Here is a 25599-nt window from a genome sequence, read left to right on the forward strand (position 1 = left end):
TTTATTGGATCAAATATTTATTCTGGAGAACGGACCAGACTTAAAAAGTGCAGATGACGTTCATATTGGTCAATGATGTCCTGGATTAAATCTTCCTGAGTCCATTCCATCACATCATAGTTTTGTCCTCCTTCCCTTAAAAAGACTTCTGCCTGATAAGACTGCGGAGAATCTGCATCCGGCATAAAGCTCGGTGCTAAAGTTTGGGTAGCAATGACCTGATAAATGAAGTTCATTTCATTCTGATGATCGACACGTAACTCGATCCCATCTTCTAGTTTAAAGATTTTCACCTGGATGTGACGACGTTTCAGTTCAGCCTGAAAACTGTTAAAGGCTTTGCTGACCATCGTATCAATATAATCACGTACTTCATCATGCGTATGCGGATAATGCATAATTAAACCGAGTCGCTGTTGCCAGCTACGCGGGTTCTGAATGGCTCGTGGGGTAATGCGTGCAGCTTGTAGCGCATGCATTTTTGTTACATCCAGATGCAGGGCCTTAATCAGTCCCCAGCAAATCAGCAGCATAATAAATGTAAACGGCAAAGCACTCATAATTGTAGCCGACTGCAAGGCTTCCAGCCCACCTGCCAGTAACAGAATGATGGCCAATAAAGCCATTAACACGGTCCAGAACAGACGCTGCCAGGTCGGTGAATTCTCGGTTTTAGCAGTGAGATAATCCGTGACTAATGATCCTGAATCTGCTGAAGTGACAAAGAACAGAATAACCAATACCGTAGCGATAATACTGGTGACTGAATTAAATGGCAGATTACCTAAAAATTCGAACAGCGCTACAGAGGAGTCACGTTGTACTGCTTCAAGCAGATTGGTATTGGCTTCATGCATGATGCTGAATAATGCAGCATTACCCATAAAGCCCATCCAGATCAGGGTAAATCCGGTAGGAATCAGTAGAACCCCAACAATAAACTCGCGGATACTGCGGCCTTCGGATACTCGGGCAATAAACATCCCGACAAATGGCGACCAGGAAATCCACCAGGCCCAATACATAATGGTCCAGCCACCGATCCAGCCACTAGGCTGATAGGCATACAGATTAAAGGTCATGCTAAACAGATTAGAGACATACTGGCCGGCATTTTGGATAGTGGTCTGTAACAAATAGATACTTGGACCCGCGACAAAGACAAAGATGAGTAGCAGTAAGGCAAGCAGCAGATTCAGTTCAGCTAGGCGTTTGATGCCCTTATCCAAACCAAAAAATACGGACATTGATGCCATTACAGTGACGGCAATAATCAAAATGACCTGAGTACTGGGGGTCTGCTCAACTCCAAATAGGTAATTCAGACCCGAATTAATCTGAGTCACCCCAAAACCTAAAGTTGTCGCAACCCCAAATACTGTCCCTAAGGTGGCAAAAGTATCTACCCCGTCTCCGATTGGGCCATGAATCCGGTTGCCGATCAGTGGATATAAGGCGGAGCGAACTTTTAAAGGCAGATTATGTCGATACGCAAAATAGGCCAATGACAGACCCACAATGGTATAAATCGCCCAGGCATGCAGGCCCCAGTGGAAGAAAGTCACGCGAATAGCTTGCTGCGCAGCCAGTACAGTTTCTGGTTCACCAGCAGGCGGTGTGACATAATGCATAACCGGTTCTGCAACACCGAAAAACATCAGGCCGATCCCCATGCCTGCGGTAAACAGCATGGCAAACCAGGATGCCTGGCTGTATTTTGGCTGACTATGGTCGGGCCCGAGTTTGATTTTCCCCATATCAGACAGGGCAATATAAATCAGGACAATCAGAAAGATCGCCACGGAGAGGACGTAAAACCAGCTAAATGAAGTGGTAATCCACGCATTCATTTGCTTGGTCAACAGGTCAAATGAATCAGGTGCCAGTATTACCAGTCCCAAAAAAATGGCGATAATCACCACTGTACTAATAAAGACATTCGGATTGATATTGGCAAACCAGGATGAAGGTTTGGAAGGCATAGATCCCCCATTTTTTTAATAGATTGAATGCCGGGAGGCTTGAATCATTATTGATAAGTAAAAACATTCTGATCGAGAGAATTACGATCAAAGATACGTTTTGGACCTTAAGATTTTAAAATATTCAGGAAAATAAAGCCGTTAAGTTACTGTAACCAAGCTATACAGCTCTGTACGTTCTATTCCTCAGGCTTTCTATGCTTATGTTGTATATGAGTCTGTTTAGGAAGATGGGAAATATACTGTAAGGCAATCAGACGCGAAACTATTAAGGCCAGATACATCACCCCGACAAACATCTGGATAATGGCCAACATCCGTGCGACCGGGCTGACCGGCATCACATCAGATAATCCTGTAGCAGACTGTACACTAAAGCTCAGAAAGAGCAGATCCAGCCACGGCTGATAAGCCTGCAACTCAGGATCTGAAAAGCTGTAAGGCACCCATAACTGGCAAATGCTATAGAGAAAAGCGAATCCCCAAGCCAGTAGTGTAAAGACTGCTCCTGCTGCAAACAGCTCATCCTTGGTCAGATAACGGTCATGAAACATATAACGTAACAAGCCATATGCTGCACTGAAATAGGCGCTGGCTTCAAACAGATGAGCAACGATCATGATCCAGGTATAGCGTAGCCCCAGCACAATCAATGACGAAAAGAAGATGGCGCCTGCGACAAAGATGAGTCCCAGAATGGTAAACATCGGAGTCTGACGAATCACCTTGGCAATTACCAGCAAGACCACCACCCCTAGCATCCATGTACCCGCGCGATAAGACACACTGTCATAACTCAGCATCGACAGGGTCAGAATCAGTAATTGTAGGCATAGCAGCCACGCAGAAGGCAGATACTTAAAATGGGTCCAGAATCGTAGCAGAGAGTGCTTCATGAGATTTGTCTTGATGTCCTATCGCACATCATTATTGTTATCGCTGGCTTAACATAGCATGATCTAGCCAATGGTTAGAAACAGGATTGTATAAAAATTATTGAAATCTTAGTTAAAAATGGCCGTATTTAATTTTAGATAAACTATCCTAAAGTCTTCTTCATTGAGTAGCTCAAGTATTCTATCGCTATAAAAAAGCCCCCATCAGGAGGCTTTTTTAGGACATCAGATCTTAGTGATCAGATGCACCTGAGATACCAATACCTGTTTGTGAACGAACAAACTGTGCATCGAAAGCTTTGCGTTCTGCTTGTGCTTTCACTGAGCGGTCTGTAATGGAGAAGAACCAGCAGCAGAAGAAAGACAATGGCATTGCAAATAATGCAGGACCATTAAATGGAACGACTGGTGTATCTGAAATTGCGAAAGTATCTACCCAAACGGCTTTAGACAGTACGATCAGTACTACTGCAGTCACCAGACCAACCACGCCACCAATGACAGCACCACGTGTAGTCAGGCCTTTCCAGAACATAGACAGAACCAGTACCGGGAAGTTGGCACATGCGGCTACCGAGAATGCCAGACCCACCATGAAAGCAACGTTTTGCTTCTCAAACAGGATTCCCAGGATCATCGCAAAGATCGCAAGACCAAGAGTCGCAATTTTAGACATGCGCAGTTCAGATTCAGGGGTAGTACGGCCTTTCTTGAATACGTTTGCATACAAGTCATGTGAAATTGCTGAAGCACCTGACAGGGTCAAACCTGCAACTACCGCAAGAATAGTTGCGAATGCTACTGCAGAAATGAAGCCCATGAACAGGTCACCACCAACAGCATCTGCCAGGTGAACCGCAGCCATGTTGTTACCACCCACCAGCTCTAGCTTGCCTGTAATTGCCATTTTCGCAATGTCCAGGAACTGCGGGTTATTCGCTACATATAGAATCGCGCCGAAACCGATAATGAAGGTTAATAGGTAGAAATAACCGATAAAGCCTGTTGCAACAACCACTGATTTACGTGCTTCTTTGGCATCTTTTACCGTGAAGAAACGCATCAGGATATGTGGCAGACCTGCTGTACCAAACATCAGCGCCAGACCAAGAGAAATCGCATCGACCGGATTCGAAGCCAGGTTACCTGGACCCATAATCTTGGTTGCATCTGCAAGGCTCAGGTCATGTACTTTAGAGAAAACCTGAATCGATTGTTCAAACATATTGGTGAAACTAAAACCTACGCCTTTCATGACCATGAAAGCCATAAACGTCGCACCAGACAGCAGCATTACTGCTTTAATAATCTGTACCCAAGTGGTCGCCAACATGCCACCAAACATTACGTAGGCCATCATCAATAGGCCAACAATCACCACAGCAATGTTGTAGTTCAGACCGAAGAGCAACTTGATCAACTGACCTGCACCCACCATCTGTGCGATCAGGTAGAACGCCACCACAACCAGTGAACTTAATGCTGCTAAAGTACGCACCGGTTTTTCTTCCAGACGGAACGACACTACATCAGACAGGTTAAATTTACCTAGGTTACGCAAACGTTCTGCCACCAGGAATAAAACGATTGGCCAACCCACCATAAAGCCTAATGAGTACAGCAATCCGTCAAAACCGGACAGGAACACCATCGCGGAAATACCGAGGAAAGATGCTGCAGACATGAAGTCACCAGCAATGGCCAGACCGTTCTGGAAACCAGAAATCCCGCCGCCGGCAGTATAGAAATCATTGGTATTCGTGGTTTGTTTGGCAGCCCATTTGGTAATAAATAAGGTTGCTCCAACGAAAATCACAAACATGATAATTGCGTGCCAGTTGGTCGCTTGCTGCTCCGCAGCACCCAGATCTGGTCCAGCAAATACCATTGCCGAGCTGAGCAAGGTCAGCGCTGCCGCTGCAAGCGCTTGATATGAAATCCCTTTCATCTTAGTGTTGCCCCTTTTCTTTTGTAATCGCTTCCACTTCCTGAATTGCTTCTCTGTTCAGCTGATCAAGTTTATTATTGGCAATGTAGGAATACACCCAGCACAATATAAAAGACAAAATAATGATACCGATACCTAGAGGTACACCCCAGGTCGTTACACCGCCAGAAATTGAAGACAATAGAAATTCTTTGTTGTAGCCAACAAGCAACATGAAACCGACATAGACAAATAGCATGATGCCGGTTAAGGTCCAGCTCAGCGTACTTTTTCTACGTACCATTTCTTTGAATTTGGGATTCTGTAGAATTCTTTCTACTTGTGCCTCATCCATAGTTACACTCCTGTAGCCCCACCATGGGCTTACTATTTTTTAATTCGAATTATCACTGTTGCAAAATAACAACATTTAGAATGACTTGTAATTTAGACTTTGGTCGTTAAAAAATGATCAATTTAAACTGCTGAGTGCATGATGCGGTATCATAGCATCATGCACAGTACACATCAGGCTATATGAACAGTTGGCTCATCATAGGGGTGCTCGCCCTCTATATCACTTTACTCTTTACTTGCGCTTTCTATGGGGAAAAACATGCCAGTCGGCTCAGTACCCGTGGCCGCATGCTATTGTTTAGTTTAACTTTAGGCGTCTACTGTTCTTCCTGGACATTTTATGGCGCGACCGGTGCTGCGGTTCGTGAAGGGATTATTTTCCTGCCGATCTATCTTGGTCCCCTGCTCTTTGTCGCGATTGGTTACGATATCTGGCGCCGTCTGGGACGGGTACGCCAGCACCATGCCATTTCTTCAATCGCGGACTTTGTCGCTGCACGTTATGGTAAAAGTGGGCCTCTGGCTTCGCTAGTCACCATTCTGGCGGTGATTGCCATCATTCCTTATCTGGCCTTACAGTTACGTGCAATTGCCTTGAGTGCGGCGGTCATTCTGGAACCCTCCGCAGGGATTGCCAGTACCACCAATAGCGTACTGTTCCTGACTGGCGTCCTGGCAATCTTGGCGATGATTTTCGGTACCCGGCAGATTGCCAACACTGAACAGCATGGCGGTCTGATGCTGGCTGTCGCCTTTGAGTCCTTCGTCAAGCTATTTGCCCTGCTGGCCGTAGCCTGTTTCTTCATTTTTGAAGCACCAGAAAATCTGCCTCAGATCAGTAGCGATATTCAGTCTACCTTCCATGATGTACAGCTGTTTGGTGTACCGGAAAGCTTCTGGGTACAGACTTTGCTGGCTGCACTGGCGATTATCTGTTTACCGCGTCAGTTTCATGTCGCCGTAGTTGAATTACGGGATGAAAAACATATCCGTGGTGCACGTCGCTGGTTTGCCATTTATCTGATTCTGACCACACTAGCAATTATCCCGATTGCCAGCTGGGCACTGCATGCGGCACCTCAATACCTAGCGATTCCTGATGTCGCAGTGCTGTCTTTACCGCTTAGCTATAATCAGGACTGGCTGACTTTATTGGCCTTCCTAGGGGGCTTCTCGGCCTCGACCGGCATGCTGCTGGTATCTTCAGTCGCTTTATCCATCATGCTAAGTAATGACCTGATCATGCCAGCGCTCTGGCGTTTAAACCTGATCTCACGGCATGACAAGCGTTTACCACTGGTACTCAAATTTACCCGCCGGATCTGTATTCTGGCCGTGATGTTGATGGGCTTTCTGTTCTTCAACTTTTTTAATGATATTGACCAGCTCTCAGTCTTTGGTCTGCTGGCTTTTAGTGCTGTGGCACAGTTCGCCCCTGCTCTGATTGGTGGTCTGTATTGGCGTGGTGGGAGTAAGCAAGGCGTGTATGCGGGTCTGTTGACCGGTTTTGCTTTGTGGTCTTATACCCTGCTATTACCAACGATTTTGCGCAGTCTGCCAGAAGCCTATCAGCAGTTCAGCCAGAGTTTTCTGGAACAAGGGCCTTTGGGCTTGAACTGGTTACGCCCTGAAGCCCTGATCGGTTTCGAATCTTTTGATCCTCTGACGCATGGTGTGGTCTGGGCACTAGGCCTGAACACATTCCTATATATCTGGGTCTCCCGGATGTTCCGCCCAAGTGTGGCTGAACAGATTCAGGCGGAAAGTTTCTTCTACTATGAAACCAAGCCACTTCCATCACAAAGTCCATCGACTGATGTCAGCTACTCGCATCAGGATGTGGCCCGTTTAAAAGTTGGTGACCTGATTACGCTGGCCAAGCGCATTACCGGTGAAGGCCCGACCATGCAGGCCTTCCAGCAGTTCTGTGCTCAAAACAGTGTGGAACTGAATGAAAATAGCAGTGCCAATGGCATGTGGTGGCGTTTCACCGAGCAGTATCTGGCCGGTACCATTGGTGCAGCATCGGCACGTACCTTGCTGACTACAGCGATGGTCAATAATGGCCTGGCGCTTGGTCAGGTCGCCAATATTCTGGATCAGGCATCACAATGGCAGCGTTTTAACCAGAACCTGATCATGACCATGATCGACCATATGACCCAAGGGGTGAGTGTGGTTGATGAAAACATGTGTCTGGTCGCCTGGAACAACCAGTATCTGAAACTGTTCGACTACCCAAAAGATATTGTTTATGTCGGTTGTCCAATCGCTGATCTGATCCGTTATAACGCTGAACGCGGTGAATGTGGTCCAGGTTCGGTTGAAGAACATGTGCGTAAACGGATTCACTGGATGCAGGTCGGTAGCGCGCATGAATTTGAACGGATCCGTAAAGATGGCCGCGTGATTCAGATGCGGGGTAATCCGATTGAAGGTGGTGGTTTCGTGACGACCTTTGCCGACATTACTGCCTTCCGCGAAAATGAAGCGGTACTAGAAGCCCGGGTTCAGGATCGTACCCAGCAGCTCGCCGATGCCCTGTCTGAACAGCAACTGGCGCGTGAACAGGCCGATAAAGCCAATATGTCCAAGAGCCGCTTTATTGCTGCCGCCAGTCATGACCTGTTACAGCCAATGCATGCTGCACGTCTGTTCAGTACGGCGCTGGAGCAAAGCGTACAAAGCAAAGAAGATCGCAAGACCCTGCAGCAACTAGATCGTGCTTTGCATGGTGCAGAAAGCATGCTCTCAGCCCTGCTGGATATTGCCCGACTGGAGGGCGGTACGATTCAGCCGAAACGCCAGGCTTATCCACTGCATGATTTATTAAGTGATCTGGAACTGCAATTCAAATCCATTGCGGCACAGCGTGGCATCAAACTGCGAGTGCATGATGCCCAGTTCTGGATTGACACCGATCCACAATGGATTCGCCGGATTATCCAGAACTTTGTCAGCAATGCCCTACGTTATACCGCCAAAGGTAAGGTCGTGGTCGGTGTACTGCGTTCTAGCAACCGGCCAAATCATATCCGGATCGGGGTTTGGGATACCGGTCCCGGTATTGCTGAAGAACAGCGCATCAAGCTGTTCCAGGAATTCGAGCGTTGTGGCCATACTTCGCCTTGGGGTGAACAGGGTCTGGGGCTTGGCCTCGCTATCGTGCAACGTATGACCGGACTACTGGATTATCCAGTTCATGTTTCTTCCGAACTGGGCAAAGGTTCCTGCTTCATGATTGAAGTACCGTTGACCGCAGCACCGAAAGTCGTTGCCGCCCCTGTTCAGGCTGTGCCATTGAAGTCCAAGGCCTTTAAGATTCTATGTCTGGACAATGATGAAACCATTCTGGAAGGCATGTCGACCTTATTGACCAAATGGGGCTATCAGGTCTTTAAAGCCACCGAACCAGAACAGGCAGCCGAAATGATCCAGCAGGAAAATATTCAGGTCTGGCTGGTCGATCAGCATTTAAACCAGGACAAGATCGGTCTGGACTTTATTCTGGAACATCGTAGTAGTGATATTCCGGTGGCATTGATTACCGCAGATTCTGATCCGGAACTGCCACAGCGCCTGAAGGATTTAAATATTGTCCTGCTGAAAAAACCGTTAAAGCCTGCTTCACTCCGTTCCTGGTTATCCGGTCTGAAAATCTCCGGTAACTAGAACTTTTTATTTCCATCTCAATGCCTATTTTAATGATTTAAAAATGGGCATTTTTTATACTGAATAAATACCTTTCTTTACCTGGCTGGCAAAAAAATCAGGCCAATGTGCTAAAAGCACCAAATTTCACATAATTCCTGCTGATAAATTGCTCAAAATTATCATTTCAGCATTCTCTATGGCAAAAGCCACCAAATCTATTAATATACATGTGTACAACTAGTTACAATTATTTAAGTTACTGTTTAAATTAATTTTTAATCCTATTTTATGGCAGATAGAACTTTGGTCGTATTTTTAATACAACAGGCTTAGCTCTAAAAATAGACAATATAAGAAACGATCAGTTTCCATCTGACAATGCCTAAATCCTTTTGGCAGCTGGTCTATTTGCACTGCTAGATAGGAGTTATAAAAATGAAACTCGATGAATCAATTGCTCAGCTTCCCGCACAGACTCAGCAATTCCATCGCCAATATGGTGCTAATGCCTTATTACCCAGCATCGACTGGGCACAAATGTTTAAATACAGCAAACTCGACGATACCCAGATTCAGGCACTTGAAACCCTGTATCAGCATGCAGTTCCTTTAGCCCTGCAAGTTTTTGATGAACTGCATTTTGATGTCTTTGAACCTTATGCCTATAAACCGCAAGGTTTAGGTTTATTTGAACGTCTGGCTGAACAGGAAAACAAGTTGATTGAATCTCTGGAAGCGGAAGCCGAAGATTTACCAGCAAAAACCCGTCATCAGATCTGGAGTATGCTGCTGCGTGGTGGCGCTGTTCTGGTCTTTAAAGCGTGGCTCGGTAAAGTAAAGAATGAAGAAGATTGTCTGGACACGACCCAATTTGATGAACTCTCTGATCTGCTCTTTATCAAAACTTGCCCGCATGAACTGGCAGAGCACCTACAGGTCGATCCGAATAGCACAGACGAGCATGTGTTCCTGATGTATGAGGATGAAGTTTATCTGGACCGTTTCAATAGTCTGGAAACCGCTGCCCTGTTTGTTGATCTTGGTGTTTATGATGCGACTTTCCTGAGTCTGCGTGATGACCGCGTGGCAGAATATCTGATCTCCAAAGGCTATGTCACTCAAGAACAAATTGATGAATTGCAATCCGCACTGAATCCCATGTTCTGTACTGATGTTACCCAAAAACAGGATTATATTGCTTAATCCGCAATATTCTCTCAATAAAAAAGACCTCTTCTGAGGTCTTTTTTATTATGTAAGCTGCATCACTTACATTTTCTTTTCTTCAATATTCAAGGCATTAATAGCAAGCACAGCTTGGGTACGGTTTTGTACACCCAGCTTACGGAAGATTGCTGTCACGTGCGCTTTAATGGTGGCTTCTGAAACATCCAGTTCATAAGCAATCTGTTTGTTCAGCAAGCCTTCGGCTACCATCATCAAGACACGGAACTGTTGTGGTGTTAAAGACTGAATCCGTTCTGCCAATGCAGTTTCATCTGCAGCACGCGGATCGAAGTTCATGTTGGCTGGCAGATTGGGTGGTAACCAGATTTCTCCTTCGAGGACTTCGCGAATTGCTTCACCAATATGGCTTGGATGTGCCGATTTTGGAATATAGCCCATCGCACCATGTGCAATCGCACGCTGGATAATGCTAGCTTCTTCGTGAGCAGAAACGACAATAATTGGAATCGAAGGATATTGTGCGCGAACGTGGACCAGAGCAGAAAAGCCCGATGCACCTGGCAGGTTTAAATCCAGAAGGACAAGATCAGGCTCAGGACCATTTTCTAGACGTTCATAAAATTCATTGACTGCTGCAGTTTCATGAATCTGCGCTTGTGGCAGACTATAACGAACAGCTTGGATCAGAGCATGACGAAACAGTGGATGATCATCAACGATTAAAATATTCATAGGACGTGAGAGAGATCTTGTGCACAGTAGCTCCTATTCTAACCACACAAGCCAGTTTATGGATATGCAAGATCGCCAATTTTTTAAATAATGTGGAGTTTTTCTTTAATTTTTTTAAATTTTGGCTTATTTCAATAATCCTTTAATTCTCATCACTTTTTTATATATGATTTATTCCTATTCTGCATAGCTTATCTTTATTCAATATAAATATAGTTATCAGCCATTTATCCAGCTCTATCCGTTTCAGAAGCACATTTTCCGCTTATATAGAAAAATCAGATAACTTTTCAGCATTTCGTTATTTTACACCTACTGCGGCAATCGGGATTAATAGGGTCATTCCGAGCTTAACCATTTTTAGGTACTTCACATGTCCCATTTTTCCGAGCAAAAACCTTTAAACATCGTGGCTGTTTCTGGCGGCCTGAATCACCCATCTAAAACCGAAGCATTGGTTCAAGCCATTCTGGATGAACTGGGTGAAGCGACGCCAATCAATGTACATTTCATTAAATTTAGCGAAATCGGCCAGCTTTTAGGTGGTGCAATTTACCGTAACCAGTTACCGCAACGCGTGCAGGATGATCTGGCAGCCGTTGAAGCAGCAGATGCCCTGATTGTTGGTACGCCTGTTTACCGCGCTTCATTTACGGGCCTGTTCAAGCATTTCTTTGACTTCGTAGAACAAACGGCGCTGGTAGATGTACCGGTTCTTTTAGCAGCTTCTGGTGGTAGTGACCGTCATGCGCTCGTTCTTGAGCACCAATTACGCCCATTATTCAGCTTCTTCCAGGCACAAACCTTACCAATCGGGGTATATGCCACAGATCGTGACTTTACGCCTGAATACACCATTCACAGTGAATTACTTCGTGCCCGTATTACTCTGGCAGTGGCTCGTGCCCTACCAATCCTTGAATGGGCACCAGCAAAGGGGCAGCGTGCTGAGGTCATTAAAGAAAAATCTCAGCAAGCCAACCAGAACCTAGGCATCAACAAGCAAATCGAACAGGAAGAAGTTTTACCTTCAGCTGCAGTGCCAAGTCTGGATGCCGCAGAATCCCGTTTGCACAGCAAGAAAGCGCCAAAGACTCAAGTGGCTTAATAGCCGCTTCATTCAGAGGGTAAGAATAATGTCTCAAGATAAAAATATTGTATTTGCTTACTGGGTTCCAAATGTCAGCGGCGGTCTGGTGGTCAGCGACATCGAACAGCGTACTGACTGGAGATATGACTATAATGTCCGTCTGGCGCAAACTGCTGAGAAAGCAGGTTTTGATTATGCCCTGACCCAGATCCGTTTTACTGCGGGCTATAACGCTGAAAACCAGCATGAATCAGTCAGCTTCAGTCACGGCATCCTGGCAATAACTGAACGCTTAAAAGTGATTGCCGCGATCTTGCCGGGCCCATGGAAGCCTGCGCTGGCAGCGAAGCAGCTGGCCACCATTGACCATCTCACCAACGGCCGAATTGCGATTAATGTCGTAAGTGGCTGGTTCCGTGGCGAGTTTGATGCAATTGGTGAAGAATGGCCGGAACATGACGAACGTTATGCACGTTCAGAAGAATTTATTCGCAGCCTAAAAGGGGTCTGGACTCAAAATAATTTCAGTTTTGATGGTAAATACTACCAGTTCAAAGACTATACCTTGAGTCCAAGACCGCTACAGAAACCGCATATTGAAATCTTCCAGGGGGGAAATTCTCGGGCAGCACGTGATATGGCATCTCGCGTGTCTGACTGGTACTTCACCAATGGCAATACGCCGGAAGAGCTGAAAAAACAGATCGATGATATTCGTGAAAAAGCCAAAGCGAACAACCACTCTGTAAAGATTGGCGTGAATGCGTTTGTGATTGCACGTGATACCGAAGAGGAAGCGCAAGCAGTACTGCGAGAAATCGTGGCCAAAGCCAATGTTCAGGCGGTGAAATCTTTCGGTGAGGCAACGCGTGAAGCGGGTGCAGCCAGTAAGGAAGGTGAAGGTAACTGGGCCAAATCTACGTTTGAAGATCTGGTGCAATATAACGATGGCTTCCGTACCAACCTGATCGGGACGCCACAGCAGATTGCGGAACGTATCATCGAACTGAAAAAAGTCGGTGTTGATCTGGTTCTTTCAGGCTTCCTGCACTTTATTGAAGAAGTGGAATACTTCGGTAAAAAAGTCTTGCCACTCGTGCGTGAACTCGAAGCGCAGCAAGCTGAACAGCAACAAAAAGAACAAGAAGCTGAGCTCGTTTAAACTATAATAATGCTCAGCATAACGATTCATTCCCTCAAGGCTCGGCTTGAGGGATTTTTTTTATGCAACACAGTGTTCTCGGCATAAAGATAGCCGCCTGCTTTATTCTTGACTAGAATGAAGCCAAACTCGATGAGATAGAAATTTAAATTATGTATACCGGTATCGTACAAGGCTTGGAAAAAGTCGTGGATATTCGCCAGGACAATGGCTTCATTACTATTGTTGTGAGCAACGAAAATCAGTTTTTTCAGGATGTCTTTATTGGCGCCAGTGTTGCGATCGACGGCGTCTGCCTCACCGTAACGACCATTGATCAGAAGCTAAATCAGATTCACTTTGATATCTCCGATGTAACCCTTGCTCTCACTACCTTAAAATCTCTTCAAGTGGGTGATGAAGTGAATGTCGAACGCTCTGCCAAAGTCGGTGCAGAAAATGGCGGGCATAATCTGTATGGACACATCGAAGGTACAGCGATCATTAAAAATCTGGAATATCGCGGTGAAACCTACCATATCGACATTCAGATCCCGGATGGCAATATCAAATACTTTTTCTTAAAAGGGTTTATTGGTCTGAACGGCTGCAGCCTGACCGTCAATCGCGTCGATCGTGCCAATAGTGAAATCTCGATTGATCTGATTCCCGAAACTTTGCGTCTGACCACCTGGAAAAATGCCAAAGTAGGTGATGAAGTCAATTATGAAATTGACCAGACCACGCGTACCTTGGTAGATACCTTAGAAAATATTCACCAGCGTTAAAATGAAAGAGCCGCTTATACCATAGGCGGTTTTTTTAACTGATCATTCTGCCTACGTCTACGTTTCTATACAGAATTTTCAGGTGGAATGAATAAAATAATCTAATTCCAATTCAGAACGTTATTCCCATGCAGTTGATCTGGTTCCGCCAAGACCTCCGTATTCATGACCATGCCGCACTCTGGCATGCGACCCAGCAAGGTCCTTGCATTGCATTAGCAGTCCTCTCTCCCGAACAATGGCAACTGCATCAGGATGCCCGGATCAAAACTGATTTTTATCTGCGACGGCTCAAATATTTAAAACAGCAGCTACAGCAACTGAATATCCCACTTATCATATTGAATATTCCTTTGTGGGAAGATTTGGCGCCAGAAATATTGAATCTATGTCAAAACCTGAAGATTGAAAACCTGCATACCAATATAGAAGTCGGCGTCAATGAGCTGGAACGTGATGCTCACGTACAGCAATTGCTGCAACAGCAGCAAATCAGGGTCGAGGTCTATCATGACCGCACCCTGTTTCCCCTCGGCAGTATCCGGAACCAGTCCAATCAACCGTATCAGGTGTATAGTGCCTTTAAGAAAAAATGCTATGAGCGGCTAATTCTGGATGTACCCGCCTGCTATCCTGAGATTGAAACTCAAGATCCAATCCAATTACCTACTGATTTCATCAATGTTGATCTGGAAAAATTCTCGGCAGATTATGTAGTAGAGCATGCTGCCCAACTTTGGTCTGCGGAAGATCGAACTGCCTTGGACCTGCTCGATGATTTTATCGAAGACAAAATGGCTCATTACAAAACCGACCGTGATCTGCCTGCAGTTGATGGCACCAGCCGTCTCTCCCCTTATCTGAATATCGGTATCGTTTCAGTTCGTCAATGTGTGCAGGCACTTTTTCAGGATGGCTATTTCCAGATTGAGGATGTGGGTCAACAGACTTGGTTGGATGAACTCTTGTGGCGAGAATTCTATCTACAGACTCTGTTTGATTTTCCACGTGTCTCCAAACACCAACCATTTAAGCAAAATACCCATAAGATCCAGTGGCGCAATGCTCCCGAAGACCTAGTTGCCTGGCAGCAAGGCCAGACCGGAATTCCGATTGTGGATGCCGGCATGCGGCAAATGCTGGCGACAGGCTGGATGCATAACCGGGTCAGGATGATCACTGCGATGTTCCTGTGTAAGAACTTGCTGATCGACTGGCGACTGGGTGAAAGCTGGTTTATGCAGCATCTGATTGATGGCGATCTGGCTGCGAATAACGGTGGCTGGCAATGGTGTGCGTCAACTGGCATGGATGCCGTGCCCTACTTCCGGATTTTTAATCCGGTCAGCCAGTCCCTGAAGTTTGATCCCAATGGAGACTATATCCGCGAGTGGGTGCCTGAACTGGCGCATCTGGATGTCAAATCCATTCATGAACCTTATGCCAAAAATCCTGATCTGGAACTGGATTATCCAAAACCGATTGTCGATTTAAAAGCCTCTCGTGTACGAGCCATAGAAGCCTTTAAGCAGATTTAGAAGAAACTATCACTTCATCTAATATGAAAAGCCTCCAGTATCAGAGGCTTTTTATTTTCATATCAAGAATAAAAACTTGGATCAGGCACTTTCCCGGTCAGGATCCACTCCCCAACTTCCTGATATTTATAATCTACCGGATCATGTAAGGTCTGGGTGCGAACATTACGCCAGAAACGGTCCAGATTCAGTTTGGCCGTGGTCGCACGCGCGCCCATCACCTGAAAAATATTCTGGGTGATATAGAGAGATGTATTGGTGGCCGCGATTTTGGCTATGGCAATCGCAACTGAAACTTCACCACGCTGTTCAGCAGTGAGATCATTGCCCAGATCCCAAGCAGCTTGTAAGGTTTGAATCGCTTTATCAGCTAGCAAACGCACGCTTTCCAGCTGCACATAAAAATCGGCAAAATGCTTCTGGATAAAGGGGTCATTCACTGCATCTTCTACCAATGATTTTGACCAGGCTTTTTGGGTTTGTACGGTTTGTTTGGCCACTTCAAATGCACCTTCTGCTACACCGAGGAACAGATGCACAAAAATCAATTGGGCAATTAAAGGACGTAAGCTTGAATACGGCGTACTGAGTGGACCCGGATTTAAAAGCAATTCATCTTCATGAATTTTGACCTGCTCGAAATGACTGGTGCCGCTATCAGTCTGACGTTGACCCATATTATTCCAGTCACCGAGAAAACTTACGCCCTTACGTGCTGTTGGAATTACCCCAATGAGTAATTTTCCAGCGTCGTTATAGCCTGAGCACAGTAAAATATCGGAATCAATAGAGCCAGAACAGAAACTTTTATTTCCATCAAAAATATATTCTTTTTCAGCAACTTTTGTTGCGGTAGTACGACGGTCCAGTGGATTTAAGGTATTGCCCCAGAACAGGTTTTCCCGAGCAGTCTGCTCAAACCATGGACCATATTGTTCCGGTTGGGAAAATAATTGAACCGTTGCAATCAGCAAATGATGAAACCCATAAACATGTGCCAATGAACTATCGACTTGGGCAATGATTTGAATGGTTTTAAAAATCGTCTGCCAGTCTGCTTCCTGACCACCATACTGTTTTGGAATGGACAGGCCCAGCAAGCCACTCTGGCGAATCAGATCACGCTCGGCTTTAGGATTACCGCCCTGCTTGTCACGAACTGCGGCCGTTTGGGCAAAAGTTTCTGCCAGCTGCTGGGCAATTTGCAGGGGAGATTGATCTAAATATTGTTGTCGTACATTCATTCTTTTGACCTAAGTTCAGCATGGTTTTAGCTTAGCAGATTGCAGCTTGGCACTATATTCGAAAGCATGCAGAGCTTATTCCTGAGACAAAAATACCGGCAAATAATGCCGGTATTTGAACGTCCCAAACTTATGCTTGATTGCGCTGCACTTCAGCAATCAATTGATCTACCACCTGTGGCTCCGCCAATGTTGAAGTATCACCCAGACTATCCAGTTCATTGGCAGCAATCTTTCTTAAGATCCGGCGCATAATTTTTCCTGAACGCGTTTTAGGTAAAGCGGGTGCCCAGTACAAGGCATCTGGCGTTGCCACTGGCCCTAAAATTTTACGTACCCAAGCTACCAGTTCACCGCGCAGCTGTTCAGTACTTTCAGTCCCTGCCTGCAAGGTGACAAAGGCACAAATCCCCTGACCTTTGATGTCATGCGGCATACCCACCACAGCCGCTTCGGCAACAGCTTCATGGGCCACCAGTGCACTTTCAATTTCTGCCGTACCCAGACGATGGCCTGAGACATTGAGTACGTCATCGACACGACCAGTAATCCAGTAATAGCCATCTTCATCACGACGTGCGCCGTCACCCGTAAAGTACGTTCCCGGATAGGTCGAGAAATAAGCTTCAATAAAGCGACCCGGGTCACCCCAAATGGTGCGCATCTGACCTGGCCAGGAATCTTTAATTACCAGATTGCCTTCTGCCACCCCTTCAATTTCCTTGCCTTCTGCATCGACAATGGCTGGTTGTATACCAAAAAATGGTCGGGTTGCAGAACCCGGTTTCAGGTCAGTCGCGCCCGGTAAAGGCGTAATCATAAAACCACCGGTTTCGGTTTGCCACCAGGTATCAATCACTGGACAGCGGCTTTCACCAACTACCGAGTAATACCAGTTCCAAGCTTCCGGGTTAATCGGCTCACCGACCGAACCTAAAATTCTCAGGCTGCTACGATCACTTTCCCGCACATAGGCATCCCCCTCACGCATCATGGCACGAATGGCAGTTGGTGCGGTATAGAGAATGGTCACATTGTGCTTGTCGACGATATGTCCGGTACGTGCCCAGCTTGGATATTGTGGTACCCCCTCAAACATGACCGTGGTTGTACCATTAGAAAGCGGACCATACAGCACATAGGAATGCCCGGTAATCCAGCCGACATCGGCAGTACACCAGAACACATCATCCTGTTTGATGTCAAAAACTTCGCGGAAGGTGCAATTCACATAAGTCAGATAACCGCCTGTGGTATGCAGTACGCCCTTAGGTTTTCCGGTTGAACCCGAGGTATACAGGATAAACAGTGGATCTTCCGCATTCATCGGCTCAGGCGGACAGATCTCATTCACGGTCATAATTTCCATGTGATACCAGAGATCACGTCCCTGTTGCATTTCCACCGGATTGCCAGTGCGATGTACAACGATGACATGTTCAACCGATTCGGTGCCAGCAATTTTCAGCGCTTCATCCACATTGGCTTTCAATGGAATGGCTTTACCACCACGCATACCCGAATCTGCGGTAATCACCATTTTGGCCTGACTGTCCTCAATCCGGCTAGCCAGAGAATCAGGTGAGAAACCACCAAACACCACACAATGCACTGCACCAATCCGGGCACAGGCCAGCATGGCAATTGCGGCTTCCGAGACCATTGGCATATACAGCACCACCCGGTCGCCTTTTTTAATCCCGTTTTTTTTCAGAACATTGGCGAAACGGCAGGTTTCATCATAAAGCTCATGAAAAGAAATAATCTTGTGACGGGACGGATGGTCCCCTTCCCAGATAATCGCCGGTTTATAAGGATGTTCCTTAAGATGGCGATCCAGACAGTTGGCACTGACATTGAGCTGGCCATCTGCAAACCATTCAATTTTAAAATTATCTTTATCAAAACTGGTATTTTTAACCTGGGTAAAAGGTTTGATCCAGTCCAGGCGCTGTGCCTGTTCAGCCCAGAACTGATCCGGTTGTTCAATGGATTGCTGATAACGCTCAAAATACTCTGTATCAGTGGTACGTGCGGTTTTCTTAAATTCTGCTGGTACTGGATAGATTTCTTTCATTGTTCGCTTCCTTGATCTTGTTCTATCTCATCACGAGAGCTTGATGGCATTTTGTTGATTGTTTTTTATGCATAATGGCAGTATGTACTGCATATTTCAAATCCTACAATCATGCTTTCGTCGTAGATTATTTATTCAAATTCAATCAGAATAACTTCGGATAATGCTCAGCTATGGCCAAAGTCAGCTAGATATTGCTATCGTTAAATAAAATGAGTCGCCCACTCTCGCTGTATTTTATACAGGCTTAGGATCTTGCCCATGAATTCAACTGAACCTTCCTATTTCCCTCCTCCTTTTCCTGCAGCAGATCATCCCTTATCGATCAGGGGCCGATTTGGACGTTTGAGTTTTATTGCCTGGTCTGCATTTTTACAGTTTATTTTCTTATGCAGCAGTATTGCGCTAGGTTTAAGTATTGATATTGTGAACATTGCCAGCCTATCGGTAGATTCAAACTGGCAAATTTCCCTGCATGGCTTATCCAGCCTGTTTGCCTTGGCGATCATGCTGGTCTACCTGTATTTCGGTATTGTGATTACGGTACGGCGCTTACACGATCTAGAACGCAGTGGCTGGTGGATGCTGCTATTCTTCGTGCCTTTGATCAATCTGTTTGTCTGGATTTATATCCTGCTTTTTCCGGGAACAAGAGGCAGCAATCAGTATGGCCCGATACGTACAAGCCCCGTCTGGGAAAAAATTGTGGCCTGGCTGGTAATCATTTTTACCGTACTGAGCCTGTTGGCGACGACTGCGTTATTCTCTTATATGAGTGAAGGTGAGCCTTCAAGAATCCCAAGTGAAGTGAAACAAAAAACGACTGAGTTCTTTTAAGACAGTTGTGTCTGTTTTACATAAATATATTGTGTATAAATTTCGTTGTTATTAATTTTTTGCTGTAGTTGAGGCAAAATAAGCGAAATTTAAATTGTGGAGTTTTTGTGGCTGAGCAAGAAAATACTTTAAGCCAGGTAACTGAAGGGACGACTGAGCTCCTGCATCAAGCGACTGAAAAAACTGCCCAAACCGTGATCGAACATACCTCCAAGTACAATGATGCCTATAGCACCATTGATAAGATCATGGAAGGTTTCTGGGAGCGTGTGCCTTATTTCTGTATTGCGCTAATAGTCATTGTCATTTTCTGGTTACTGTCAAAACTATTTAAGTTTTTTGTCCGTAAGACTTTAGAAAACCGTACTTATACCCGACAGAATCTGGTGCTGGTGCTGAACCGTGTCGGTAGTACCGTGATTGTTTTCTTTGGCGTATTAATCGGGCTGGTGATTGCAATTCCAGGCTTCACCCCAGGTCAGCTGATGAGTGCGCTTGGGATTGGTTCGGTGGCGATCGGTTTCGCATTTAAGGATATTTTCCAGAACCTGCTCTCAGGCGTACTGATTTTGCTGGGGGAACCCTTCAAGATTGGCGATGACATTATCGTGAATGGTCTGGAGGGTACCGTAGAAGATATCCAGATTCGTGCAACCTTTTTACGCTCGCCAGATGGTCGTCGTATCGTAATTCCAAATGCTACGGTCTATACCAGTGCAGTCACGGTGAATACTGCTTATACCCGTCGCCGCTGTGAATTTTCGGTCGGTATTGGTTATGAAGATGATATCCAGAAAGCCAAGGATATTATTACTGCAATTCTGGATAAAGATCCGACCATCCTGAGTCAACCTGCATTTAGCGTCAATGTGATTGCACTGGCAGACTTCTCGATTACCCTCAAAGCATTATGGTGGGTCAATACCACTGAAACAGGCATAGGTACCTCAATCAGTGCAGTTCAGGAACGGGTAATTCAAGCCTTTGCTGAACATAACATTTCGATTCCATATCCGGTGCAGGAAGTGAAAATCTATCGTGGCGATGGCCATGAAGATGCTTCAGCTCGCGCTAAACAGTCGACCTAAAACATACGAAATTGCCGTTTCAGTACGGAGAATACGGTTGCCAAGGCTCACTGCCTGGCAGCCGTTTTTTATGAACAAATCGACCTCATAAGGAATAAAGCCACCTTCCGGGCCAATGACAATCGTGCAAGGATGCTGAAGTGCGTATGGCATCGGCTGTTCCGCATAAGGATGTGCAACAAAGGCTGGACGGTCAGCTGTAATAAGTCCCGGTAAGATATCTTCGACAAAAGGTTTAAAGCGTTTATACAGCTCAATTTTCGGAGCAAGCGTATCCCCTGCCTGTTCTAAACCAAGATCTACATAATGATTCAGCTGCTGCAAAAATGGTGTCTGCCAATAGCTTTTATCCACCCGATAGCTATGCAATAAAATGATTTTCTCTACGCCCATGGTCACAGCATCCATGATCAGACGACGCAAAACTTTAGGACGTGGTAAAGCTACAATTAGAGTAACAGGCAGCTTTGCAGGAACTGCTTCTTCTTGAATCGGTTTCAATAAAACTGCTTTTTCAGAAGTTTCGACAACTTCAGTTACATACCGTTTCCCTTCCCGAATTCCGACTTTTAATGTGTCACCGACCTGAACCTCAAGATGCTGTTGCAAATGTTCCAGCTGCCGCTTTGACGTAATTGACCATAGATCAGATTCGGTTTGGCGGGGATCAAGCAGGACGATATTCATAAAAAATTAACTCAACAAATCCATCACTGGATACGCGGAAACGTCATCCACAACTGTGCGAGGCAGGACTCTTTTTGCCTGATATAGGTTCTGCGATATCTGTGCAAAAAGATGGTATATGACGAGTTTTGTGGATGACAAATGGTTTTGTTACTTTTGCCGAAACAAAAGTAAAAGAAAGAAGAGTTCCTAGCATTAAATCTATAAAGATAAGGCTTAGTTTTAACCTTATACAGTCAATCCATGAAAATCAGCTTCTTCACAAATCAGAATATAATCAAAGATATTGATCAATCACCTGAATATGCTTTTCAAGTGAACCCTGATTTTGCTGCATCATCTTTTGAGCAGCAATATTCAAGCTTTCAGCTTTAGCTGAATTATTCAAAATCTCTAGTAAAGTCTCAGCCGCCTGCGTGGCATCCTGCACCACTTCTACCGCATGCGCCTGCGCAAACTCATCTACAATTGTCTGAAAGTTAAAATAGTTTTTACCCAGAATCGTTGGAACATTTAGCGCAATCGGCTCCAGAATATTATGCCCACCACCTGGTTCATTTAGAGAACCACCAACATAACAGGCTTGGCTCAAGGCATACCAGAGCCACATCTCGCCCATAGAATCCGCCAGATAAACCTGAGTATCAGCTTCAATGCGCTGTCCCAAGCTACGGCGCTGGGTCCTTAAACCTAAGGACTGTGCAGCTTGGAACACCTCATCGAAACGTTCCGGATGGCGTGGCACCACGATACAAACTAATGCTGGATTTGCATCTAACGCAGCTTTAAGCTCAGACATCAATTGCTGTTCTTCAGGTGCATGCGTACTGGCGAGAGTAATAATCTTCCGGCCTTGCAAAGACCATTCCTGTCTCAACCCTGCCGCATGATCAATAAATTGCCGGGGTGCCATGATATCAAACTTGATATTGCCCAAGACCTGAGTTTTTTCTGAAGCGATACCTAGGTCAATATAACGCTGCTGGGTTGCTGTATCCTGAGCCAAAAGAGCCGTTAAATTCTTAAGCATGCCACGGGTTAGGCCTTTGACTTTGCCATAGCCTTTGGCGGATTTTTCAGAAAGACGGGCATTCAGTAATAGGCAAGGCACATTAAAATTCGGTGCCTGATCAATCAGATTTGGCCAGAGCTCGGTCTCCATCAATAACAGCAATTTAGGCTGATATTTTTGATAAAAATCACGAATCAGGGTTTTCTGGTCAGCTGGTAAATATACAGCCTGGAATAAGTCTAAATAAGGTTCTTTCAAGAAGAGAGATTTGGCACGTGCCTGCCCGGTCTTGGTGGTATTGGTCACTAGAACTGGATGCCCAAGTTTTAAATAGTGTTCAATTAAAGGTTGAGCGGCATTGGTTTCCCCTACGGATACCACATGAAACCAAATCGCCTGCAGGTTTTTAGGGGACTGGAAAGGACCAAAACGTTCCAGCAGTTCTTGTTGTAATTGTTCCGGACTGGTCGCACGTTTACGTATACGGGATTGATAAAGCGGTTTCGCTAGCGCCAAGGCTGCGTTATACCAGAATGGAGTAGCCACATTGCGCCCCAAAACAGATTCAATCGGCAAAATATAACAGAGCCACATCGACATGTTAATCGATGTGGCTCTTATTTCGAATTATTCTATGGTGCTTAATACCTTAACTTCTGCCAAAGTTGGATAATCAATATAACCTTCAGCCACCTGACTACCGATCATATTTTCCATTTTCAGCTCATTCAGCGGTGCATTCTGAAGCAGACGCTCGTATAGATCAGGATTCGCAATGTAGGCTTTACCAAATGCGACTGCATCTGCCTTTTCAGCTGCCAGTAGCTCAATCGCATCTTCACGACTCAGCTGCATATTAGCAATATAAGGTACTCCACCTGAACGCTCCTTCATATATTCAGAAATACTGTCTTCAGCCAGATATTCACGAGTAAAGAAGAAGGCAATCTTGCGCTTGCCCAGCTGCTCCATGGCATAGCCAAATGTTTCACGTGGATCATTATCACCCATGTCATGATCATCGCCACGCGGCGCAAAATGCACCCCTACACGATCCGCACCCCATACTTCAATCAGTGCATCAGTTGCTTCTAGCAGGAACCGTGTACGGTTTTCCACTGAACCACCGTATTCATCTTCACGCTGATTGGTTTTACTTTGCAGGAACTGATCAATCAGATAACCATTGGCAGCATGTAATTCAACACCATCAAAACCGGCGTCTTTAGCACGAATCGCAGCTTGCTTGTATTGCTCGGTAATCGTGTGAATTTCAGAAACTTCCAAAGGACGCGGCGTAACGTATGGACGTTTTGGACGTAACAAGCTGACATGACCCGCCTGTTGTACTGCACTTGCAGAGACTGGTGTTTCACCATTTAACAGATCCGGATGCGATACACGGCCAACATGCCAAAGCTGGGCAATGATTAAACCGCCCTTCTCATGAACCGCTTGAGTGACCTTTTTCCAGCCTTCGACCTGAGCATCGGTAAACAGTCCTGGAGTATTTAAATAGCCATTGGCTTCTTCAGAAATCACTGTAGCTTCAGAAATGATCAGGCCAGCACTTGCACGTTGCGCATAGTATTCAACCATCATTGGGGTTGGAACGCGATCAGCAGTTGCGCGGCTACGGGTCAGCGGCGCCATGATGACACGGTTTTTAAGCTCTAACGCACCGAGCGTTAAAGGAGAATTTAATTCAGCCATCGTTACTCCCACCTGTTAAAGGTGTTGTTGTAGGTGTTCGATAAATTGCTGAATCAAAGTTTCATTGCGGGAGAAATATGACCACTGTCCATGCTTGGTCGCAGTGATCAGGCCAGCCTGCTGTAATACCGACAGGTGATTGGACATGGTGGACTGGGAAACCTGGCCCAAACATTCAATTTGACCTGCACAGACCCCACGTTGAAAGCCACCACACTCTTCCGCAGACAGATATTGCTCCGGAGATTTTAACCACTCCAGAATTTGTCGACGGGTCGGATTGGCTAAGGCTTTAAAAATTAGATCAAGGTCCATAGGCACATCACAATCAGTGGCGCAACGAAACTTCATTCAGCATCTGCGACCATTATATCGTATTTTTTCGATTTATATATCGAATAATTTAGATATAAGAGTCACAGTCTGTTAAAGCTTTGTTACGCCAGCTTTTAAACGATTTCTTACAGGCCCTGTTTCAGGCTTGCTTCGATAAATTTGTCCAGATCACCGTCCAGAACTGCGCCAGTATTGGAGGTTTCTACCCCTGTACGCAAATCCTTGATACGTGAGTCATCAAGGACATAAGAACGGATCTGGCTACCCCAGCCGATATCAGACTTGGAATCTTCCAATGCCTGTGCAGCTTCATTACGTTTATTCATTTCCAGCTCATATAACTTGGCACGTAATTGCTTCCAGGCATGGTCACGGTTGGCATGTTGTGAACGCTGGTTCTGACATGCCACCACAATACCGGTTGGAATATGGGTTAAACGCACTGCAGAGTCAGTTTTGTTAATGTGCTGACCACCCGCGCCTGACGCACGGTAAGTATCGGTACGGACATCTGAAGGATTGATTTCAATTTCGATATTGTCATCCACTTCAGGTGAGACAAACACGGCAGAGAATGACGTATGACGACGGTTGCCCGAGTCAAAGGGTGATTTACGTACTAAACGGTGTACACCAGATTCGGTACGTAACCAGCCATAGGCATACTCACCTTCGACACGAATCGTCGCAGATTTAATCCCAGCGACATCCCCGTCAGATTCTTCCATTAATTCAGCTTTAAAACCATGACGTTCGATCCAGCGCATGTACATACGTAGCAGCATAGACGCCCAGTCCTGTGCTTCGGTACCACCTGAACCTGCCTGAATTTCTACATAGCAAGGGTTTGGATCCATCGGGTTGCTGAACATACGACGGAACTCAAGCTTCGCCAGTTCTTCTTCAGCCGCATTCAGCTCAGCCTGCACATCTTCAAGCATGGCCTCTTCATCTGCTTCAACCGCAAGGTCGAGCATTGCCTGGGCATCTTCGAGCTGGGTCGTTAATCCGTCCAGTACATTCAGTACATTTTCAAGCTCGCCTTTTTCTTTGGCCATGGCCTGAGCACGACTTTGGTCATTCCAGATCGCCGGGTCTTCTAATTCACGCAGGACTTCTTCTAAACGCTCTTTTTTCAGATCGTAGTCAAAGATACCCCCGTAGTGTTTGACCACGTTCGTTTAAGTCTTTTAATTGGTTTAGATACGGATTAATTTCCACGTGAATTTCTCTCAATCAAAATTAGGTATAAATTCTTAGGTCAATATTATATCACAGTCTATTTCGCCAATTTATAGCGATAAATCCATCT

20 protein-coding genes are annotated in these 25599 nt (G+C 45.6%); 8 read left to right on the forward strand and 12 right to left on the reverse strand.

Annotated elements, in window-relative coordinates; translation table 11 throughout:
• Positions 1–17: 17 nt before the first annotated feature.
• The 4 genes from B3J29_RS13145 to B3J29_RS13160 form a co-directional block, all read right to left on the reverse strand.
• The gene (locus B3J29_RS13145) at positions 18–1982 is read right to left on the reverse strand and encodes a BCCT family transporter (RefSeq protein ID WP_286965798.1); all 1965 of its coding nucleotides are present in this window, start codon (positions 1980–1982) and stop codon (positions 18–20) included.
• Between the two features lie 179 nt (positions 1983–2161).
• Positions 2162–2878 carry an ion channel gene (locus B3J29_RS13150; protein ID WP_004781539.1) on the reverse strand — a complete coding sequence of 239 codons (717 nt, stop codon included), beginning with the start codon at positions 2876–2878 and terminating at the stop codon, positions 2162–2164.
• A gap of 232 nt (positions 2879–3110) precedes the next feature.
• On the reverse strand, positions 3111–4826 hold the full coding sequence (locus B3J29_RS13155; protein ID WP_005232642.1) for a cation acetate symporter: 1716 nt from the start codon (positions 4824–4826) through the stop codon (positions 3111–3113).
• 1 nt (position 4827) lies between these two features.
• A complete protein-coding gene (locus tag B3J29_RS13160) occupies positions 4828–5160 on the reverse strand; it encodes a DUF485 domain-containing protein (protein ID WP_004781535.1) in 333 nt (110 codons plus the stop codon).
• A gap of 182 nt (positions 5161–5342) precedes the next feature.
• On the opposite strand from B3J29_RS13160, the gene B3J29_RS13165 reads away from it, so the two are divergent.
• Entirely contained in the window at positions 5343–8834 is a 3492-nt protein-coding gene (locus tag B3J29_RS13165) for a PAS domain-containing hybrid sensor histidine kinase/response regulator (RefSeq protein ID WP_286965801.1), read from the forward strand.
• Between the two features lie 417 nt (positions 8835–9251).
• A complete protein-coding gene (locus tag B3J29_RS13170) occupies positions 9252–10019 on the forward strand; it encodes a hypothetical protein (RefSeq protein ID WP_005232645.1) in 768 nt (255 codons plus the stop codon).
• Between the two features lie 66 nt (positions 10020–10085).
• On the opposite strand, the gene B3J29_RS13175 is transcribed toward B3J29_RS13170, so the two are convergent.
• Complete coding sequence (locus B3J29_RS13175; RefSeq protein ID WP_004781530.1) at positions 10086–10736, reverse strand: response regulator; 651 nt, start codon at positions 10734–10736, stop codon at positions 10086–10088.
• A gap of 373 nt (positions 10737–11109) precedes the next feature.
• On the opposite strand from B3J29_RS13175, the gene msuE reads away from it, so the two are divergent.
• From msuE to B3J29_RS13195, 4 genes are all read left to right on the forward strand, one after another.
• Positions 11110–11844, forward strand: coding sequence for an FMN reductase (gene msuE / locus B3J29_RS13180; protein WP_005232646.1), 735 nt, complete (start codon positions 11110–11112; stop codon positions 11842–11844).
• A gap of 28 nt (positions 11845–11872) precedes the next feature.
• Positions 11873–12988, forward strand: coding sequence for a dimethylsulfone monooxygenase SfnG (gene sfnG, locus B3J29_RS13185; RefSeq protein WP_005232649.1), 1116 nt, complete (start codon positions 11873–11875; stop codon positions 12986–12988).
• 152 nt (positions 12989–13140) lie between these two features.
• A complete protein-coding gene (locus B3J29_RS13190) occupies positions 13141–13755 on the forward strand; it encodes a riboflavin synthase (RefSeq protein ID WP_005232650.1) in 615 nt (204 codons plus the stop codon).
• Between the two features lie 128 nt (positions 13756–13883).
• Entirely contained in the window at positions 13884–15293 is a 1410-nt protein-coding gene (locus tag B3J29_RS13195) for a cryptochrome/photolyase family protein (RefSeq protein WP_005232652.1), read from the forward strand.
• A 62-nt stretch (positions 15294–15355) separates the two neighbouring features.
• Here B3J29_RS13195 and B3J29_RS13200 read toward each other — a convergent pair whose 3' ends face one another.
• Together B3J29_RS13200 and acs are read right to left on the reverse strand one after the other, a co-directional pair.
• On the reverse strand, positions 15356–16537 hold the full coding sequence (locus B3J29_RS13200) for an acyl-CoA dehydrogenase family protein (protein WP_005232654.1): 1182 nt from the start codon (positions 16535–16537) through the stop codon (positions 15356–15358).
• Between the two features lie 130 nt (positions 16538–16667).
• Positions 16668–18614 (reverse strand): acetate--CoA ligase, encoded by a 1947-nt coding sequence (gene acs / locus B3J29_RS13205; RefSeq protein ID WP_005232656.1) that lies wholly within the window; start codon positions 18612–18614, stop codon positions 16668–16670.
• 261 nt (positions 18615–18875) lie between these two features.
• Between acs and B3J29_RS13210 the strand changes: the two genes are divergently transcribed.
• Both B3J29_RS13210 and B3J29_RS13215 read left to right on the forward strand, forming a co-directional pair.
• Positions 18876–19451: a DUF805 domain-containing protein gene (locus B3J29_RS13210; protein ID WP_005232658.1), complete on the forward strand. Its 576-nt coding sequence runs from the start codon at positions 18876–18878 to the stop codon at positions 19449–19451.
• Positions 19452–19558: 107 nt separating this feature from the next.
• Positions 19559–20539, forward strand: coding sequence for a mechanosensitive ion channel family protein (locus B3J29_RS13215; RefSeq protein WP_004781520.1), 981 nt, complete (start codon positions 19559–19561; stop codon positions 20537–20539).
• Here B3J29_RS13215 and B3J29_RS13220 read toward each other — a convergent pair.
• The 5 genes from B3J29_RS13220 to prfB form a co-directional block, all read right to left on the reverse strand.
• Positions 20513–21226 carry a 16S rRNA (uracil(1498)-N(3))-methyltransferase gene (locus tag B3J29_RS13220; RefSeq protein WP_005232660.1) on the reverse strand — a complete coding sequence of 238 codons (714 nt, stop codon included), beginning with the start codon at positions 21224–21226 and terminating at the stop codon, positions 20513–20515. The two genes, B3J29_RS13215 and B3J29_RS13220, sit on opposite strands and share 27 nt — an antisense overlap.
• Positions 21227–21503: 277 nt before the next feature.
• Complete coding sequence (locus tag B3J29_RS13225) at positions 21504–22784, reverse strand: 3-deoxy-D-manno-octulosonic acid transferase (RefSeq protein WP_034580439.1); 1281 nt, start codon at positions 22782–22784, stop codon at positions 21504–21506.
• 81 nt (positions 22785–22865) lie between these two features.
• Positions 22866–23951: an alkene reductase gene (locus B3J29_RS13230; RefSeq protein ID WP_004781517.1), complete on the reverse strand. Its 1086-nt coding sequence runs from the start codon at positions 23949–23951 to the stop codon at positions 22866–22868.
• Between the two features lie 15 nt (positions 23952–23966).
• Positions 23967–24266 carry an ArsR/SmtB family transcription factor gene (locus B3J29_RS13235; protein ID WP_034170237.1) on the reverse strand — a complete coding sequence of 100 codons (300 nt, stop codon included), beginning with the start codon at positions 24264–24266 and terminating at the stop codon, positions 23967–23969.
• Positions 24267–24412: 146 nt separating this feature from the next.
• Positions 24413–25508, reverse strand: a protein-coding gene (prfB, locus tag B3J29_RS13240; protein ID WP_122959107.1) for a peptide chain release factor 2 whose coding sequence is annotated in 2 segments (ribosomal slippage) — positions 24413–25435 and positions 25437–25508 — 1095 coding nt in all. Because the reading frame shifts where the segments join, the coding sequence is not laid out codon by codon here.
• Between the last annotated feature and the right edge of the window lie 91 nt (positions 25509–25599).

This window comes from Acinetobacter sp. UBA5984 (assembly GCF_002429925.1).
In the GTDB taxonomy this organism is placed as follows: Bacteria; Pseudomonadota; Gammaproteobacteria; order Pseudomonadales; family Moraxellaceae; genus Acinetobacter; species Acinetobacter variabilis.